We start from the raw sequence: 16,401 nt of genomic DNA, 5'->3' as shown, positions 1-16,401 counted from the left end.
GGGTTCGATGGACGGAACGCGGGCGCTGGTGCTCGGTGCCGGGATCATCGGCTCCGCCTGCGCTCGCGAACTCGCCCTGGCGGGCTGCGCTGTCACGGTCGTCGACCGCGGCGGCCCGGCCGCCGCGACCACCTCGCACGGTGAGGGCAACGTCCTGGTCTCGGACAAGGGGCCGGGGCCTGAGCTGCGCCTCGCCCAGCTCTCGCGGCGCCTGTGGCCCGAGATCCTCACGGCCGTCGCCGGGCGATCGGCGCAGGGCGCACGCGCCGTGCCGGCCGCCGAGTGGGACCCCAAGGGCGGCATCGTGGTCGCCACCACCGACGCCGGGGCCCGCGGACTGGCCCACTTCGCAGACGCCCAACGCGCCGCCGGCGTCACGGCCGAGAGCCTGACGAGCGCCGCCCTCCTCGCCGCCGAGCCGCACCTCACACCGGACCACACGGCGGCTGTGCACTACCCCGAGGACGCTCAGGTGCAGCCCGCGGGAGCGGCGGTCGCCCTGCTCACCGACGCGCTGGCGGCGGGCGCCCGGCTGCGCACCGGAGAAGAGGTGCTCGCCGGGGTGGCCCGGGGCGGCCGGCTCACCGGCGTCCGCACCTCGCGCGGGCTGCTGGAGGCCGACCTGTTCGTCAACGCGGCCGGTCCCTGGGCGGGCGGACTCGCCGCCCGCCTGGGCGCACCCGTCACCATCCAGCCACGGCGCGGCGACGTCCTGGTGACCACGCCGCTGCCGCCCACGGTCTTCCACAAGGTCTACGACGCCGACTACGTGGGTGCGGTCGGCAGTGCCGAAGAGGACCTCCAGACCTCCGCCGTGGTGGAATCCACCCGGGCGGGCAGCGTGCTGCTCGGCTCCTCGCGCCGCCGCGTCGGCTTCGACGACCGGCTGCGGCCCGAGGTCCTCTCGGCCGTCGCCGCCAAGGCCCTGCGGCTCTTCCCGACGCTGGCCGGTGTGCCGGTGATGCGTGCCTACGGCGGCTTCCGGCCCTACGTGCCCGACCATCTGCCGGTCATCGGGGCCGATCCCCGGCTGGCGGGTCTCTGGCACGCGGGGGGCCACGAAGGTGCCGGGATCGGCCTGTCGGTGGGCACCGCGCGCCTGCTGCGGAACCTGATCCTCGACGAGCCGGCCGAGCTGGACGCGGACGCCGTCGCCGCCTTCCGGGTGGAGCGGCCGGCCGTGCTGGCGACCGACGATCGTCAAGTCCACCAGGACGATCACCAGGACCGCAGGGCCGGTCAGCAGGACGGCAGGGATGGCCACCAGTCACACAGGGCCGGTCACCAGGATCACAAGGAGGAGGGGCCATGAGTCCGCGACTCGTCCGCGCCGCCGACGACCGCGTGGGGCGCCGCGACCGGCCGCTGCGCATCACCGTGGACGGCGAGCCCGCCGACGGGATCGAGGGCCAGAGCCTGGCGGGGCTGATGCTGGCGTCCGGCCGGACGGCCTGGCGCGACGGGCCCTCCGGAGCCGCCCGCGGCGTGTTCTGCGGAATCGGCGTCTGCTTCGACTGCCTGGTGACCGTCAACGGCGAGCGGGACGTTCGCGCCTGCCGGCGCCGCGCGGCCGACGGCGACACCGTCCGTACGCAGTCCCGCGCCACACCCCCCGAGGAGCACCGATGAGCCCCCGGCACGTCGCCGTCGTCGGCGCGGGCCCGGCCGGGCTGGCCGCCGCCCGCACCGCGCTGGCCGCGGGCGCCCGCGTCACGCTGATCGACGCGGCCGAGCAGCCCGGCGGTCAGTACCACCGCATGCTGCCCGAGGCGTACGCCGCGGACCGCCCCGAACGGCTCCAGCACGGATGGTCCGCCTTCGACCGCCGCCGGCGCCAGGTGCTGGGGCATCCGCGCTGCGTCTGGCTTCCGGAGACGGCCGTATGGGCGCTGGAGCGGCCTCAGTCGCCGGGCGGGCCGAGGGTGCACGTGCTGTGCGGTCCGGCTGACGGCGCCGGGCGCCACCGGCGCACCCTCGACCCCGACGCGCTCGTGCTGGCCCCCGGCGCCCACGACCGGGTACTGCCCTTCCCCGGCTGGCAGTTGCCGGGTGTGTTCACCGCCGGTGCCGCGCAGGCCCTGGCGAAGGGCGAGCGCGTGGCCGTCGGCGACCGGGTGGTGGTGGCCGGGAGCGGCCCGTTCCTGCTGCCGGTGGCCGCCTCACTGCTGGAGGCGGGCTCCCGTGTGCTGGAGGTACTGGAGGCGAACACGTCGGCCACCGCGGCGCGGGGCTGGTCCCGACGCCCCTGGGAGCTGGCGGGCCAGTTCGGCAAGGCGGCGGAACTGGCCGCATACACCTGGGCGTTGGCCCGCGACCGGGTGCCGTACCGGCTCGGCCGCACGGTTGTCGAGGCCCGTGGGGTCGGCCGGGTCGAAGAGGTCGTCACCGCGCGGCTGCGGCCCGACTGGTCCGTGGTGCCGGGCAGCGAGCGCACGCGGGCCGTGGACGCGGTCTGCGTCAGCCACGGCTTCAGCCCGCAGCTCGAACTCCCCCTGGCGGCCGGCTGCGCCCTGCGAGTGCCCGGCGCCGCGACCTGCTCTGCCGAAGTCGCCTGCCCCGAGGGTGAGTTCGTCGAAGTCGACGGCGATCAGCGCACCAGCGTCCCCGGTGTCTACGCGGCCGGCGAGGTCACCGGCGTCGCGGGGGCACCGGCCGCCCGCGCCGAGGGCGCGGTCGCGGGCTGGACCGCCGCCGGTGGCGATCCCGCCGCGCACCCCCTGCGTGCCCTGCGCCGCGCCCGCGATCAGGGCCGCGCCTTCGCCGAACGGCTCACCCGCGCCCATCCCATCGGTGCGGCCTGGCCCGGCTGGCTTCGGCCCGGGACGACGGTGTGCCGCTGCGAGGAGACCACCTACGGCGAGCTGTGCGCGGCCGTCACCAGCGAAGCGGGTGCGGCCCCGCGCACCGCCAAGCTGGGAACCCGGGCCGGGCTCGGGCCGTGCCAGGCGCGTGTGTGCGGGCCCACCGTCGCCGAGCTCAGCCGCCGGCTCGGCGGCGCGCCGTGCGGCCGGCCGGCCGAGGGCCTGCCCGCTGCGAGCCCGCACCGCCGCCCGGTGGCCCAGCCCATCCGCCTCGGCGAACTCGCCGCCTCCCCGATTCCGTTCCCCCCAGATCTCCCTGGTCCCCCTGACCCCTCTTGACGCATCCTCCGGCCCCCAGCCCGCTGTGGCCTTCCTTCTCTCCCTTTCCTCCCTCTCCCTCCACGACCGACCGACGCGAACTCACTGGAGAGCAGCACATGAGTGACAGCACACCGAAGCGGACGGCCGACCTCGGCGGAGTCGTCGTGGCCACCGCGCTGCCGTACTACGAGAAGGCATCCGCGCCCGCCGGACTCGCGGTGGACCTGGACCGGTACGCCGAACACTGCCGGTGGCTGGTGGACAGCGGCTGCCGGGGCGTGGGGCCGAACGGTTCGCTGGGGGAGTACTCCTCGCTGACCGACGAGGAGCGGCGCGCCGTCGCCCGCACCGCGATCGAGGCGGTGGGCGATTCCGGCACGGTCGTCGTCGGCGTGCACGGCGTCGGCTCCCACCAGGCCCGGCACTGGGCCGAGGCCGCCGCCGAGGACGGCGCGGACGGCGTGCTGTGTCTGCCGCCGACGATGTACCGGGCCAACCGGGGAGAAATACTCGCTCACTTCGAAGCGGTGGCCTCCGTGGGACTTCCGGTCATGGTCTACAACAACCCGATCGACACCAAGGTCGACCTGACGCCCGGCCTCGTCGCCGAGATCGCCGAGATCGACAACGTCGTCGCCATCAAGGAATTCTCCGGCGACGTGCGGCGGGTGCTGGAGATCAAGGAGCGCACGTCCGGCCTTGAGGTGATCAGCGGAGCCGACGATGTCGTACTGGAGAGCCTGCTGATGGGCGCAACAGGATGGTTCGCCGGGTTCCCCAACGTCTTTCCCGCCGAGTCGGCCCGCCTGTTCGAACTGGCCACCGCGGGCAGGCTGGAGGAGGCCCGCGCGATGTACGAGCTTTTGGTGGCCGCCTTCCGGTGGGACTCGCGCACCGAGTTCGTCCAGGCCATCAAGTTCGGCATGGAGCTGGTCGGCCGGTTCGGCGGCCCGTGCCGCCCGCCGCGCGGACCGCTGTCGGCCCAGCACCGGGCGCAGGTAGAGGCCGATATGGCCCGCGCCGTCGCGGCGCTCGACGGCACCCGGGCCGCCTGATGCGTTCAGCGCGCACGATCAGCGCCGTCGACTCGCACACCGAGGGCATGCCGACCCGGGTCGTCACCGGGGGCGTGGCACCCATCCCCGGCGACACGATGGCCGAGCGCCGCCGCTACGCCGTGGAGCACCTGGACGAGCTGCGGCGGTTCCTGGTGGACGAGCCGCGCGGGCACCCCGCGATGAGCGGTGCGCTCCTCCAGCCGCCCACCCGGCCGGACGCCGACTGGGGCGTGGTCTACATCGAGGTCAGCGGGTTCTTGCCGATGTGCGGGCACGGCACCGTCGGCGTGGCGACCGTGCTCGTGGAGACCGGGATGGTCGAGGTCACCGAGCCGGAGACCGTGGTGCGGCTGGACACCCCGGCGGGCCTGGTGGAGGCGCGGGTCACGGTGCGGGACGGGGCGGCCGAGAAGGTCACGCTGCGCAACGTCGACGCGTTCGCGCTGCGCCTCGGCGCGAGCGTGCCGGTGCCCGGGCTGGGAGAGGTCGCGTACGACATGGCGTACGGCGGCAACTTCTACGCCGTCGTCGAACTCGACAGCCTGGGGCTGCCCTTCGACCGCGCCCGCAAGGACGAGATCCTCTCCGCCGGTCTGGCGATCATGCGGGCCGTGAACGAGCGGGACCGGCCGGTCCACCCGGTCGACCCGCTCATCGGCGGCTGCAAGCACGTGCAGTTCCTCGCGCCGGGCTCCGACGGGCGCCACTCGCGCAACGCCATGGCCATCCACCCCGGCTGGTTCGACCGCTCGCCCTGTGGCACGGGCACCTCGGCGCGCATGGCGCAGTTGCACGCGCGCGGGGAGCTTCCGCTGCACACCGACTTCGTCAACGAGTCGTTCATCGGCACGCGCTTCGTCGGGAGACTCCTCGATACGACCGACGTCGGCGGACTGCCCGGCGTCGTACCGGAGTTCTCCGGCCGCGCCTGGATCACCGGCACCGCGAACTACCTGCTGGATCCCCGAGACCCGTTCCCCCACGGCTTCGTCCTCTAGGGCGCGTATCGGTGGATCTTGAGGCGGGATGATCTTGTTTTCGTGACAGGTGGAGAGCTGGCGGAGGCACGGCGGGCCGGGCGGCAGCTGATCGAAGGCATACGGTGGCCGCGGAACATCACTCTCAAGCGGCTTGGCACGACATAGCTGCCGGGCGCCGTCGGCCGCCTGGGGCGCACGCCCCGAGTATGCGTCATCCATGCGGATGCGCCAGCGCGCGGAATTACGTTGCCCACTCCAAATGCTGAGGGAACGTCACTCCTGCTCACGGCTTGCCATCGATGTACAACGAATTCCTTGCGCCGGGATAGAGGCCGGCCATTTGTCAACCCGACGCGATCATACGGTAGTTGAGGTCGCACGCCCCTGTGCGCCCCACGGCGCACACCATTCGTTCTCACCGCGTCAGTCGGCATGCATGGCTGAAATGCCGGACTGGGCGGGGGAAGCCGAGGATGGGCAACCAGTGCCTCGCTAATTGACAACTGCCGTTTGACGCAGCGTAGTTGGTGGCGCCCCCAATTCGCGCCGGTCGCACCACGGACCGTCCGGAATGCTTACTCGCACCACTGCGGGCGCTCGGTCATACGAGTGCCATTCGGTCCACTCATCTAGTGAGATGCCTAGCGGAGTTGCCTACTGATGATTACAGCGCCGGAGCCAACCCATCTTGTTCAGTGGCTTGATGCTCTCTGAGCCAGCACGAATAGGCGAGTCGAGTGGCTGCGGCGAGCGGACTGACGGCGTCCGCATCATGTGGAACCGCGAAAGAAGGACCGCACGATGGCCAGTTCCAGCACTACCCTGACCTCAGCACCCAACCCATCAGTCTGCGGCGGGACGATCACCTTCACCGCTACGGTCTCCCCTGTACCACCGGCTGTCGGCACCCCGACCGGCACCGTCTCCGTCATCATCAGCGCGGACGGACCCACACTGACAGCGCCCCTTGACGCCTCGGGACAGGCTCAATTCGCCGTGAGCGATCTGACGGTGGGGACTCATCAGGCTGTCGCCGCGTACAGCGGTGATGGCACGTTCGACCCTTCGTCTTCGAACCTGGTCAACCAGGTGATCAACCTCGCTGACACGACCACTGCGGTGTCGGTGGTCCCTGATCCGTCGGTGTGTGGGCAGTCGGTGACGGTCTGCGCTGAGGTGACGACGAACGCGCCGGGGTCGGGTACGCCGACGGGTTCGGTTACGTTCACGGGTCCTGGTGGGCTCAATCAGACTGTGGCGTTGGATGCGAGTGGTCAGGCTTGCCTGACGAGTACGGCGCTCGCGTCGGGGACGGTCACGGCGACGTACAGCGGTGACGGTTGTGCGGCGGGTTCGGTAGGCACTGCGTCGGTGACCGTGAACCCGGCGTCCACTACTACTGCGGTGTCGGTGGTCCCTGATCCGTCGGTGTGTGGGCAGTCGGTGACGGCCTGCGCTGAGGTGAGCGTTGATCCTCCGGGGTCGGGTACGCCGACGGGCACGGTCACGTTCACGGGTCCTGGTGGGCTCAACCAAACTGTCCCGCTCGACGCCAGTGGTCAGGCTTGCCTGACGAGTACGGCGCTCGCGTCGGGGACGGTTACGGCGACGTACAGCGGTGACGGTTGTGCGGCGGGTTCGGTAGGCACTGCCACGGTCACTGTGAATCCTGCGTCCACGAGCACTGCGGTCTCGGTGACGCCTGATCCGTCGGTGTGTGGGCAGTCGGTGACGGTCTGCGCTGAGGTGACGACGAACGCGCCGGGGTCGGGTACGCCGACGGGTTCGGTTACGTTCACGGGTCCTGGTGGGCTCAATCAGACTGTGGCGTTGGATGCGAGTGGTCAGGCTTGCCTGACGAGTACGGTGCTTGCGTCGGGGACGGTCACGGCGACGTACAACGGAGCGGGCTGCTTCAGCTCCTCTACCGGTTCGGCGTCGGTGACGGTGAACGAGGCGGCGACAACGACTGCGGTCTCCGTGACACCTGATCCGTCGGTGTGTGGGCAGTCGGTGACGGTCTGCGCGCAGGTGACGACAAGTGCGCCGGGGTCGGGTACGCCGACGGGCACGGTCACGTTCACGGGTCCTGGTGGGCTCAATCAGACTGTGGCGTTGGATGCGAGTGGTCAGGCTTGCCTGACGAGCACGGCGCTTGCGTCGGGGACGGTCACCGCCACCTACAACGGTGAGGGACCCTGCTTCGCCGGCTCGTCGGGCACCGCGTCGGTGACCGTGAACCCGGCATCCACCACTACCGCGGTCTCGGTGACACCTGATCCGTCGGTGTGTGGGCAGTCGGTGACGGTCTGTGCCGAGGTGAGCGTTGATCCTCCGGGGTCGGGTACGCCGACGGGCACGGTCACGTTCACGGGTCCTGGTGGGCTCAATCAGACCGTGGTGCTGGATGCGAGTGGTCAGGCGTGTTTCAGCAGCACCACGCTTGCGTCGGGAACGGTCACGGCGACGTACAACGGAGCGAGCTGCTTCAACTCCTCCACCGGCACCGCGTCGGTGACCGTGAACCCGGCATCCACCACTACCGCGGTCTCGGTGACACCTGATCCGTCGGTGTGCGGGCAGTTGGTGACGGTCTGCGCGCAGGTGACGACAAGTGCGCCGGGGTCGGGTACGCCCACGGGCACGGTTACCTTCACCGGGCCTGGTGGGCTCAATCAAACCGTGCCGCTCAACGCCAGTGGCCAGGCTTGCCTGACGACCACCACGCTCGCCTCGGGCACGATCACGGCGACGTACAACGGAGCGAGCTGCTTCAGCTCCTCTACCGGTTCGGCGTCGGTGACGGTGAACGAGGCGGCGACAACGACCGCGGTCTCGGTGACGCCTGATCCGTCGGTGTGTGGGCAGCCGGTGACGGTCTGCGCGCAGGTGACGACAAGTGCGCCGGGGTCGGGTACGCCGACGGGTACGGTCACTTTCACGGGTCCTGGTGGGCTCAATCAAACCGTGCCGCTCAACGCCAGTGGCCAGGCCTGCCTGACCACCACCACGCTCGCCTCGGGCACCATCACCGCCACCTACAACGGTGAGGGGCCCTGCTTCGCCGGTTCGTCGGGCACCGCGTCGGTGACCGTGAACCCGGCATCCACCACTACCGCGGTGTCGGTGACACCTGACCCGTCGGTGTGTGGGCAGTCGGTGACGGTCTGCGCTGAGGTGAGCGTTGATCCTCCGGGGTCGGGTACGCCGACGGGTTCGGTTACGTTCACGGGTCCTGGTGGGCTCAATCAGACTGTGGCGTTGGATGCGAGTGGTCAGGCTTGCCTGACGAGTACGGCGCTTGCGTCGGGGACGGTTACGGCGACGTACAGCGGTGACGGTTGTGCGGCGGGTTCGGTAGGCACCGCGTCGGTGACCGTGAACCCGGCGTCCACTACTACTGCGGTGTCGGTGGTCCCTGATCCGTCGGTGTGCGGGCAGTCGGTGACGGTCTGCGCCCAGGTCACAACGAACGCGCCGGGGTCGGGCACTCCCACAGGCACGGTCACTTTCACCGGTCCTGGTGGGCTCAATCAAACCGTGCCGCTCAACGCCAGTGGCCAGGCCTGCCTGACGACCACCGCGCTCGCCTCGGGCACGATCACGGCGACGTACAACGGAGCGAGCTGCTTCAGCTCCTCCACCGGCACCGCGTCGGCGACCGTAGACCCGGCATCCACCACTACCGCGGTTTCCGTGACCCCCAACCCCTCAGTCTGTGGGCAGTCGGTGACGGTCTGCGCCCAGGTCACAACGAACGCGCCCGGGTCGGGCACTCCCACAGGCACGGTCACTTTCACCGGTCCTGGTGGGCTCAATCAAACCGTGCCGCTCAACGCCGGTGGCCAGGCCTGCCTGACGACCACCACGCTCGCCTCGGGCACCATCACCGCCACCTACAACGGAGCGGGCTGCTTCAACTCCTCCACCGGTTCGGCGTCGGTGACGGTGAACGAGGCGGCGACAACGACTGCGGTCTCGGTAACGCCGAATCCCTCAGTCTGTGGGCAGTCGGTGACGGTCTGCGCGCAGGTGACGACAAGTGCGCCGGGGTCGGGTACGCCGACGGGCACGGTTACCTTCACGGGTCCTGGTGGGCTCAATCAGACCGTCCCGCTCAACGCCAGTGGTCAGGCTTGCCTGACGAGCACGGCGCTTGCGTCGGGGACGGTCACCGCGACGTACAACGGCGAAGGGCCCTGCTTCGCCGGCTCGTCGGGCACCGCATCGGTGACCGTGAACCCGGCATCCACCACCACCGCGGTTTCCGTGACCCCCAACCCCTCAGTCTGTGGGCAGTCGGTGACGGTCTGCGCGCAGGTGACGACAAGTGCGCCGGGGTCGGGTACGCCGACGGGCACGGTCACCTTCACCGGACCTGGCGGACTCAACCTGACACTGGCGTTGGACGCCAGCGGCCAAGTTTGCCTGGCGACGACTTCACTGGCGTCGGGCACCATCACCGCCACCTACAACGGAGCGGGCTGCTTCAACTCCTCCACCGGTTCGGCGTCGGTGACGGTGAACGAGGCGGCGACAACGACTGCGGTCTCGGTAACGCCGAATCCCTCAGTCTGTGGGCAGTCGGTGACGGTCTGCGCGCAGGTGACGACAAGTGCGCCGGGGTCGGGTACGCCGACGGGCACGGTTACCTTCACGGGTCCTGGTGGGCTCAATCAGACCGTCCCGCTCAACGCCAGTGGTCAGGCTTGCCTGACGAGCACGGCGCTTGCGTCGGGGACGGTCACCGCGACGTACAACGGCGAAGGGCCCTGCTTCGCCGGCTCGTCGGGCACCGCATCGGTGACCGTGAACCCGGCATCCACCACCACCGCGGTTTCCGTGACCCCCAACCCCTCAGTCTGTGGGCAGTCGGTGACGGTCTGCGCGCAGGTGACGACAAGTGCGCCGGGGTCGGGTACGCCGACGGGCACGGTCACCTTCACCGGACCTGGCGGACTCAACCAAACTGTCCCGCTCAACGCCAGCGGCCAAGCCTGCCTGACGACCACCGCGCTCGCGCCGGGGACGGTCACGGCGACGTACAACGGAGCGGGCTGCTTCAACTCCTCCACCGGCACGGCCACCGTCACGGTGAACCCGGCATCCACCACCACGATGGTGACAGCGACCCCCAACCCCTCGACCTGTGGGCAGTCGGTGACGGTCTGCGCGCAGGTGACGACAAGTGCGCCGGGGTCGGGTACGCCGACGGGCACGGTCACCTTCACCGGTCCTGGTGGGCTCAATCAGACCGTGCCGCTCAACGCCAGCGGCCAAGCCTGCCTGACGACCACCGCGCTCGCGTCGGGGACGGTCACGGCGACGTACAACGGAGCGAGCTGCTTCAACTCCTCCACCGGCACGGCCACCGTCACGGTGAACCCGGCATCCACCACCACGATGGTGACAGCGACCCCCAACCCCTCGACCTGTGGGCAGTCGGTGACGGTCTGCGCCCAGGTCACAACGAACGCCCCCGGGTCGGGTACGCCGACGGGCACGGTCACCTTCACCGGTCCTGGTGGGCTCAATCAGACCGTGCCGCTCAATGCCAGTGGCCAGGCCTGCTTCAGCAGCACCGCGCTCGCGTCGGGCACCATCACCGCCACCTACAACGGAGCCTCGTGCTTCGCGGGCTCTTCGGGAACGGTGAGCATCAGCTCCACCGCCGTCAACACGACGATCACAGTCGCTGCGACGCAGGTGCGTCTGCGCACCAACGGGACGTGGGTCATCCTCGCGATGAGCGCCACGCTCAAGAACGCGGTGACCAACGCCGGAATCCCCGGCCAGCCGGTGGTGTTCACCGCTAACACGGCGGTTGGGCCGATGACGCTCGGGACTGCGGTCACCAATGCCAGCGGGGTGGCGACTCTGGCGCCGCCCATGGTCACGGTGTCGCCTCTCGTGACCACCGCCAACACCTACACGGCGTCGTTCGCCGGGGCGAGTTGTCTCAACCCGTCCTCCGGCACAGCGCCGTTGACCACCCAACGATTCCCGCTCGTTCCCTGACCGTACATTCACTCCTGCCATGCCGGGGCCTCGTGCCCCGGCATGGTCATGCCCAGCGAGATCTCCGGCCCTGGCCCCTGCCGGAACATGTACTTGCCGGAACGCGATCTCGTTCCTCAAGTGGATTCCTGGATCAGCCGGGCCTTTGCCCTCGCACCGCCTTGAGGACACCATCCACGCTGTATGGCCCGCCCAGAAGACCTATCTGACGACAGGAAGGCGGCTCCAGGCCCGGGAGAAGACCAGAGAAGTGCGATCGGAATCCGGGGCGACATGGCGACACCGCCAACGGCTGGAAGCTGGGTTGGATGCCCCAGACATTGGCGGTGCTTGGATCGTTGAAGCTCGGGCAAAAGGCCGGTGCGCCGCTCCCGAGCGGCGCACCGGTTACATCGGAAGCCGCGGAGCATTCAGGCTCTGCTTGCCCCGGCAGACCGGGGAGCGTGCGGCTTTTCGCCTCTGGAGGGTGCCTTGGTGATGCAGTCGTCGACCGAGATTTCATTCAGCCCGAGGCCGATCACGCGGTCGTAGGCTCGCAGTGCCAGGGCCTGCGTGAGGTGCTCGAAGGCCACCCTGTCCGGGATGCGGCGGTGGCAGTCCCATGGATGGCCGGGGGCGCGAACCCGTCCCGTGACGGCAGCAGTGCCGCGAACTGGCCCCACAGCGCCTTGAGCAGGCAGGACGGAAGGGCATCTTCGAGCCGGCCGGAACTCGGAGTCCGGCACCGTGTCCGGGCGCGCTGCGTCATTGGACGACGGTGCTGATGGTGCCGGTGCCGCCTGCTCGCTGGTTGGCGGCTTCGGCTTCCTGGTAGGTGACGTACTGGCGGACGGTGCCGTCCGGCAGGGTCAGTTGGTAGATGACGACGGTTCGTGGAGTTCCTCCACCGCAGTTGCAGGCCATATCCGGGTTCCTTCCCCGTAGGTGTTTCTTGTTTTCTTGTCTTCTTGTGTCAGTCGAGCCATCTTGAGGCGATGCCCGTGAGGTAGGAGAGCGTCAGGGCGATCGCCGGGGCGCGGAGCCATAGCGAGTCCCCCAGAGTCAGGGTGCTGCCGGTCGTGGCGACGGCGACCCAGATGCTGGTGCACCAGCCGCAGGTGATCAGGTACGACGGTCTGGAGTCGTCACCGAAACGGTCGGCGATCCAGATCCGGAAACCCGCGGCGAGCGTGTCCTTGGTGATGAACCTCGTGATGCGGCAGGTGGCGCCGAGAGCGAGCAGGAAGTCCGCGAGGCTCATGGAAACCGTCCTACGGTCAGTAGCGCATGACGCTGGAAGTCCGAATGTCAGGCTGTCCCCCGTAGGCGCGCTATGGGGGACAACCCTTTGGACGTGCGCCGTGAACGTGGCCACAGGCCACAGGCCACGGGCGAGGGGGGAATGACGGCGACTGGCATGATGAAGCCCCTTCGAGTCAGTGTGACTTGGCGCAGGGCTGCCACTCGCTGCCGGGGCGCCCGAGGGGACGGAGCGGAGAACGTTGAAGCGATCTCCGTTCCGCCCCGATAGGGGAATGGACACTCCACTCGATAGGACCAGTACAGCTACCGCCGGGGAGGATTCACCATGCTGAGTGCAGAAAACCACCCTTTTGGCCTAATGTTCTGCTGGGTAAGGTTCACAGGTTGTCTCGTAATGCCGCCTTGTTGATGGGGCTGCTGTGCCAGCAAGTTCGTTTCCCGCTGCGGCTGCGGGCTCGGTCGTGCGCGCTGGAGACGCGGTGCCGACGGGCAGCACGTGGATGGTGCACACCGCGTCAGTGCCCACTGCGTGGTCGCCGTGGCGATGATATGCGTGATGATCAGCCGGAGTTGGGCGGCGGGCCTCGACGTGCTTCGGACCTGCGACCTGGACTGGGTGTACGTGGCCCCGGCGGGTGACTTCGACCATGACGGCGCGCGCACCGGCCGGTACCGGATCGCCGAGCACGGCGACCCGGACAGCCGGATCACGTACGCCGACTTCGCGATCGCGCTGCTCGATGAGCTCGACGGGAACGATGCGCACCGTCATCACCGCGTCGACATCAGCGTGCGGGAGGCGTGACGCGGTCGTGCTCACGGCTGCGACGGCCCGGTCGGCAGCCCGATCGCCCCGGGTCTCCGTCAGAGGGTGCCGAATCGGGCGAGTACCTGTTCGGCGGCGGCGATCTCCTCGGTGAGCGGGTGGTCCTCGGCGATCATCGGCAGTGCCTTTCCGGCGGTGCGGAAGGCTTCCGCCACGGCGGTTCCGGGAAGCTCCGCGGAACCCAGCCGCAGAGCGCGTACGGCGCCGATGAGCTCGCAGGCGAGCATCGTGCGGTAGGCGCTGATGGCCGCCGAGGTGCTGCGTGCGGCCTGGGTGGAGAAGCTGGCGTGGTCTTCGAGGCCACGGGAGATGACGGCGGTGCCGAGGGTGACCGGCGCGGCGGCATGACGTAGCTGACTGAGCGCGTCGTGGGCGACGTATTCGAGGATCATGATGCCGGAGCTGCCCGGTGGGCCGTCGGAGAGGAACGGCGTGAGACCGGTGAGTTCGGGTTCGACCAGGTCGCTGAGGCGTGCCGCGGAAAGCTCGGCGACGTGGTGGAGCGCGGCTCGCAGGTGGTCGAGGGAGAGCGCCAGGTGCGCCGTGGAGAAGTGGCCGTGGTGATAGGCGTTCTCGGTCTCGATGTCGATGAACGGGTTCTCGGCGGCGGCGTTCAGGTCGATGGTGAGGATGTTCTCCAGCGTGTCGACGGCGTCGAGTGCGGGACCCTGGACCTGGGGGAAGGCGCGCAGCCCGAAGGGGTCCTGGATGCGGCTGCCAGGGCCCGGCTCGCCGTCGTCCCAGAGGATGCGGCGCATTTCGGCGGCGCACCGCGTGGAGCCGGGGTGCGGACGTTGGGCGTGGACGCGTTCGGAGAAGGCTTCGGGGGATCCGCTGAGCGCGCAGTAGGACAGGGCGGCCACCGCGTGACTGGCGTACAGGAGTTCGCGCAGGTCGTGCCAGGCGAGGACGGCTTCCGCGAGGGTCGCGGCGTTGCTGGAGATGAACGCGAGGGCGTCCCCCGGACTGATGGGCACCGGTTCGAGCGAGCCGACGGCCCAGGGCCGGCGCCCCGCGAGGGTCAGGGCGATCTCGGCGAGTGCGCTGAGGTCGCCGGTGCCGATGGCGCCGCGCGTGTGGACGCGGGGTACGGCACCGACCCGCAGGGCGGCTTCGAGGGCGCCCAGCAGGCGAGGGTGTACGCCGCTGCCGGCGGCGGCGAGCTGGTTGAGCCGGATGAGCAGGGTGGAGCGTACGAGGCTGTCAGGTGCGGTGGGCCCGGTGCCTCCGGCGTGACTGCTGAGAAGGCGTAGGCCATGCTGGTCGGCGGTGTCAGGGTCCACGACGTGGTGGCGGTTGGCGCCGACGCCGGTCGTGCGTCCGTACACGGCCCGCTTGGCGCCGAGGTCCTCGGCCACGAGGTAGGACTGGTGGGCCCGCTTCAGCGCCGACGGGTCGAGTTCCGCCGAAGCGCTCCATCGGGCCACGCGTACGACGTCCTGGCAGCTCAGCCGGCGGCCGTCGACGTGGACGTGGCTGGTGTCGCTCATCATCACCCCTTGACATAGATCTATTCACCTCTGAGGCTTCATGAAATCGTTCATTCAGGCGGGTTGGCAAGCAGCGCGGGAAGACCGGGAGACCGTGACCCCGGCGAGGTGCCGCGGACCACAGCCGATACAGGCCGCAGCCGGCAGGCGGCGACGAGGGGAGAGCGCGTGAAAGACGTCCCGGACACGGAGCGCTCGGCGGGTACGGCGGAAGCCGCGGGCACGGCGGAAGCCGGAGGTACGACGGAGAAGGCGGGCCCGCTCCCGCGCGCTCGGTCCGGCGATACGGAGGGCCCGGCCCGGCCCGCCGACGACGCCGGGGCCGGCGGCGGGCACGGCGAGGAGGGCGACGCGGCCACCCACTCGCTGGACGACGCCCCGCTGAACCGCTTCCACATCAAGATCACGGCGCTGACGTTCGGTGCGAACTTCTCCGACGGCTACCACCTCGGCATCATCGGCATCGCGCTGACCCTGATCGGCCCGCAGATGGAGCTGGGCGCCGCGTGGGAGGGACTGCTCGGCGCCTCGGCGCTCATCGGGATCTTCGCGGGAAGCATCGTCCTCGGCTGGGCCGCGGACCGCTTCGGGCGACAGCTGCTCTACATGCTGGACTTCCTGCTCATAGCCGTGGCCTCGGCGGCGCAGTTCTTCGTGACGGGGCCGGCGGAGCTGTTCGTGCTGCGGCTGCTGATCGGCTTCGGCATCGGCGCCGACTACGCGCTGGGGCCGACGCTGGTCGCCGAATTCTGTCCCCGCCGCTACCGGGGAGGGCTGCTGGCGTCCCTCACCGCGATGTGGACGGTTGGCTACACGGCGGCGTACTTCTTCGGGAACTACGTGGTCGGCTTCGGAGGGGACAGCTGGCGCTGGCTGCTGGCCTCCAGCGCGCTGCCCGCGGTGTTCGTGCTGGCGGTGCGCTTCGGCACGCCCGAGTCACCGCGTTGGCTGATCAGCAAGGGCCGCATCGATGAGGCCAGGGCGGTGGTGGCGAAGCACATCGGGCCGCGCGTCGACTTCTCGGACCTGCTGCGGAGCAGCCGGACGGCAGAGTCGTACGACTACCGGGAGCTGTTTCGCGCACAGCACCGGAAGAGCACGCTCTTCGGCGTCCTCTACTACAACTGCCAGGTCATTCCGTACTTCGCCATCTATACGTTCCTCCCGGTCGTCATGGCGAGGGTGGGGCTGGGCGGCGAGGACTTCCTCGGCAACGGACTGCTGAATGTCTTCTTGCTGCTCGGCGGGGTGGCGGGGCTGTGGTTCGTGGCCCGGTTCTCCCGGCGGGGCTTCGTCATCTGGTCGTTCGTGGTGATGGCGCTCGCCCTGGCGCCGATCGGGGTGTGGCCGCACGCGCCGACGCTGCTGCTCTTCCCGCTGTTCCTCGTCTTCACCTTCATGATGTCGGCGTCCTCCAACCTGGACCAGGTCTATCCGCCGGAGCTGTTCCCGACGGCCCTGCGCAGTTCGGGGGTAGGACTGCTGAACGGGCTGAGCCGGATCGGCTCCGCGATCGGCACGTTCCTGCTGCCCATCAGCCTCTCCGCCTACGGGTTCTCGGCATCGATGATCGCGCTGACGGTACTTCTGGTGATCGGAGCCGCCGTGTCCGCCGCTTGGGCACCGGAGACGAAGGGGCTGGCGCTGCACTAGCGGGGAGGAAGG

15 protein-coding genes and 4 pseudogenes are annotated in these 16,401 nt (G+C 69.8%); 12 read left to right on the top strand and 7 right to left on the bottom strand.

What is annotated here, in order from left to right:
- Positions 1-7 precede the first annotated feature (7 nt).
- From OHB04_RS04300 to OHB04_RS41740, 6 genes and pseudogenes are all read left to right on the top strand, one after another.
- The gene (locus OHB04_RS04300) at positions 8-1,312 is read left to right on the top strand and encodes an NAD(P)/FAD-dependent oxidoreductase (RefSeq protein WP_326686332.1); all 1,305 of its coding nucleotides are present in this window, start codon (positions 8-10) and stop codon (positions 1,310-1,312) included.
- Entirely contained in the window at positions 1,309-1,629 is a 321-nt protein-coding gene (locus OHB04_RS04295) for a (2Fe-2S)-binding protein (RefSeq protein ID WP_326686331.1), read from the top strand. The genes OHB04_RS04300 and OHB04_RS04295 overlap by 4 nt, the downstream gene beginning before the upstream one ends.
- Positions 1,626-3,140 (top strand): FAD-dependent oxidoreductase, encoded by a 1,515-nt coding sequence (locus OHB04_RS04290; RefSeq protein ID WP_326806829.1) that lies wholly within the window; start codon positions 1,626-1,628, stop codon positions 3,138-3,140. The genes OHB04_RS04295 and OHB04_RS04290 overlap by 4 nt, the downstream gene beginning before the upstream one ends.
- Before the next feature lie 98 nt (positions 3,141-3,238).
- Positions 3,239-4,177: a dihydrodipicolinate synthase family protein gene (locus tag OHB04_RS04285; RefSeq protein WP_326686329.1), complete on the top strand. Its 939-nt coding sequence runs from the start codon at positions 3,239-3,241 to the stop codon at positions 4,175-4,177.
- Positions 4,177-5,178 (top strand): proline racemase family protein, encoded by a 1,002-nt coding sequence (locus OHB04_RS04280; RefSeq protein WP_326686328.1) that lies wholly within the window; start codon positions 4,177-4,179, stop codon positions 5,176-5,178. The genes OHB04_RS04285 and OHB04_RS04280 overlap by 1 nt, the downstream gene beginning before the upstream one ends.
- Before the next feature lie 783 nt (positions 5,179-5,961).
- Positions 5,962-7,341, top strand: a pseudogene (locus tag OHB04_RS41740) (Ig-like domain repeat protein); the annotation flags it as partial.
- On the opposite strand, the gene OHB04_RS41735 reads toward OHB04_RS41740, so the two are convergent.
- A complete protein-coding gene (locus tag OHB04_RS41735) occupies positions 7,341-7,526 on the bottom strand; it encodes a hypothetical protein (protein ID WP_405807668.1) in 186 nt (61 codons plus the stop codon). The pseudogene OHB04_RS41740 and the gene OHB04_RS41735 sit on opposite strands and share 1 nt — an antisense overlap.
- Between OHB04_RS41735 and OHB04_RS41730 the strand changes: the two are divergent.
- A pseudogene (locus tag OHB04_RS41730) lies at positions 7,447-8,199 on the top strand (Ig-like domain repeat protein); the annotation flags it as partial. The gene OHB04_RS41735 and the pseudogene OHB04_RS41730 sit on opposite strands and share 80 nt — an antisense overlap.
- On the opposite strand, the gene OHB04_RS04255 reads toward OHB04_RS41730, so the two are convergent.
- Positions 8,199-8,390 (bottom strand): hypothetical protein, encoded by a 192-nt coding sequence (locus OHB04_RS04255; RefSeq protein WP_326809609.1) that lies wholly within the window; start codon positions 8,388-8,390, stop codon positions 8,199-8,201. The pseudogene OHB04_RS41730 and the gene OHB04_RS04255 sit on opposite strands and share 1 nt — an antisense overlap.
- Here OHB04_RS04255 and OHB04_RS41725 point away from each other — a divergent pair.
- Positions 8,305-9,054, top strand: a pseudogene (locus OHB04_RS41725) (Ig-like domain repeat protein); the annotation flags it as partial. The gene OHB04_RS04255 and the pseudogene OHB04_RS41725 sit on opposite strands and share 86 nt — an antisense overlap.
- A gap of 2 nt (positions 9,055-9,056) precedes the next feature.
- Here the strand turns inward: OHB04_RS41725 and OHB04_RS41720 are convergent.
- On the bottom strand, positions 9,057-9,245 hold the full coding sequence (locus OHB04_RS41720; RefSeq protein ID WP_442815131.1) for a hypothetical protein: 189 nt from the start codon (positions 9,243-9,245) through the stop codon (positions 9,057-9,059).
- On the opposite strand from OHB04_RS41720, the pseudogene OHB04_RS41715 reads away from it, so the two are divergent.
- Positions 9,175-9,627 (top strand): annotated as a pseudogene (locus OHB04_RS41715) (Ig-like domain-containing protein); the annotation flags it as partial. The gene OHB04_RS41720 and the pseudogene OHB04_RS41715 overlap by 71 nt on opposite strands.
- A gap of 2 nt (positions 9,628-9,629) precedes the next feature.
- On the opposite strand, the gene OHB04_RS41710 reads toward OHB04_RS41715, so the two are convergent.
- Positions 9,630-9,818, bottom strand: coding sequence for a hypothetical protein (locus OHB04_RS41710; protein ID WP_442815131.1), 189 nt, complete (start codon positions 9,816-9,818; stop codon positions 9,630-9,632).
- On the opposite strand from OHB04_RS41710, the gene OHB04_RS41705 reads away from it, so the two are divergent.
- Positions 9,748-11,178 carry an Ig-like domain repeat protein gene (locus OHB04_RS41705; RefSeq protein WP_442815076.1) on the top strand — a complete coding sequence of 477 codons (1,431 nt, stop codon included), beginning with the start codon at positions 9,748-9,750 and terminating at the stop codon, positions 11,176-11,178. The two genes, OHB04_RS41710 and OHB04_RS41705, sit on opposite strands and share 71 nt — an antisense overlap.
- Positions 11,179-11,922: 744 nt before the next feature.
- Here the strand turns inward: OHB04_RS41705 and OHB04_RS04240 are convergent.
- Positions 11,923-12,081, bottom strand: coding sequence for a DUF7196 family protein (locus tag OHB04_RS04240; RefSeq protein WP_326686326.1), 159 nt, complete (start codon positions 12,079-12,081; stop codon positions 11,923-11,925).
- 49 nt (positions 12,082-12,130) lie between these two features.
- Entirely contained in the window at positions 12,131-12,418 is a 288-nt protein-coding gene (locus OHB04_RS04235) for a hypothetical protein (RefSeq protein WP_326686325.1), read from the bottom strand.
- A 558-nt stretch (positions 12,419-12,976) separates the two neighbouring features.
- Between OHB04_RS04235 and OHB04_RS04230 the strand changes: the two genes are divergently transcribed.
- Entirely contained in the window at positions 12,977-13,225 is a 249-nt protein-coding gene (locus OHB04_RS04230) for a hypothetical protein (RefSeq protein WP_326806828.1), read from the top strand.
- Positions 13,226-13,284: 59 nt separating this feature from the next.
- Here OHB04_RS04230 and OHB04_RS04225 read toward each other — a convergent pair whose 3' ends face one another.
- On the bottom strand, positions 13,285-14,736 hold the full coding sequence (locus OHB04_RS04225) for an aromatic amino acid ammonia-lyase (RefSeq protein WP_326806827.1): 1,452 nt from the start codon (positions 14,734-14,736) through the stop codon (positions 13,285-13,287).
- Between the two features lie 168 nt (positions 14,737-14,904).
- Between OHB04_RS04225 and OHB04_RS04220 the strand changes: the two genes are divergently transcribed.
- Positions 14,905-16,389 (top strand): MFS transporter, encoded by a 1,485-nt coding sequence (locus tag OHB04_RS04220; protein WP_326686322.1) that lies wholly within the window; start codon positions 14,905-14,907, stop codon positions 16,387-16,389.
- Positions 16,390-16,401 lie beyond the last annotated feature (12 nt).

It is taken from the genome of Streptomyces sp. NBC_01775, assembly GCF_035917675.1.
In the GTDB taxonomy this organism is placed as follows: Bacteria; Actinomycetota; Actinomycetes; order Streptomycetales; family Streptomycetaceae; genus Streptomyces.
This window is presented reverse-complemented; position numbering and strand designations above follow the sequence as displayed.

What these genes read in the sequence shown, in the direction of transcription:
- OHB04_RS04240 (WP_326686326.1), bottom strand. Translation starts at nt 12,081, where the DNA reads ATGGCCTGCAACTGCGGTGGAGGAACTCCACGAACCGTCGTCATCTAC.
- OHB04_RS04230 (WP_326806828.1), top strand. Translation starts at nt 12,977, where the DNA reads ATGATCAGCCGGAGTTGGGCGGCGGGCCTCGACGTGCTTCGGACCTGC.
- OHB04_RS04300 (WP_326686332.1), top strand. Translation starts at nt 8, where the DNA reads ATGGACGGAACGCGGGCGCTGGTGCTCGGTGCCGGGATCATCGGCTCC.
- OHB04_RS04295 (WP_326686331.1), top strand. Translation starts at nt 1,309, where the DNA reads ATGAGTCCGCGACTCGTCCGCGCCGCCGACGACCGCGTGGGGCGCCGC.
- OHB04_RS04280 (WP_326686328.1), top strand. Translation starts at nt 4,177, where the DNA reads ATGCGTTCAGCGCGCACGATCAGCGCCGTCGACTCGCACACCGAGGGC.
- OHB04_RS04235 (WP_326686325.1), bottom strand. Translation starts at nt 12,418, where the DNA reads ATGAGCCTCGCGGACTTCCTGCTCGCTCTCGGCGCCACCTGCCGCATC.
- OHB04_RS04225 (WP_326806827.1), bottom strand. Translation starts at nt 14,736, where the DNA reads ATGAGCGACACCAGCCACGTCCACGTCGACGGCCGCCGGCTGAGCTGC.
- OHB04_RS04285 (WP_326686329.1), top strand. Translation starts at nt 3,239, where the DNA reads ATGAGTGACAGCACACCGAAGCGGACGGCCGACCTCGGCGGAGTCGTC.
- OHB04_RS04290 (WP_326806829.1), top strand. Translation starts at nt 1,626, where the DNA reads ATGAGCCCCCGGCACGTCGCCGTCGTCGGCGCGGGCCCGGCCGGGCTG.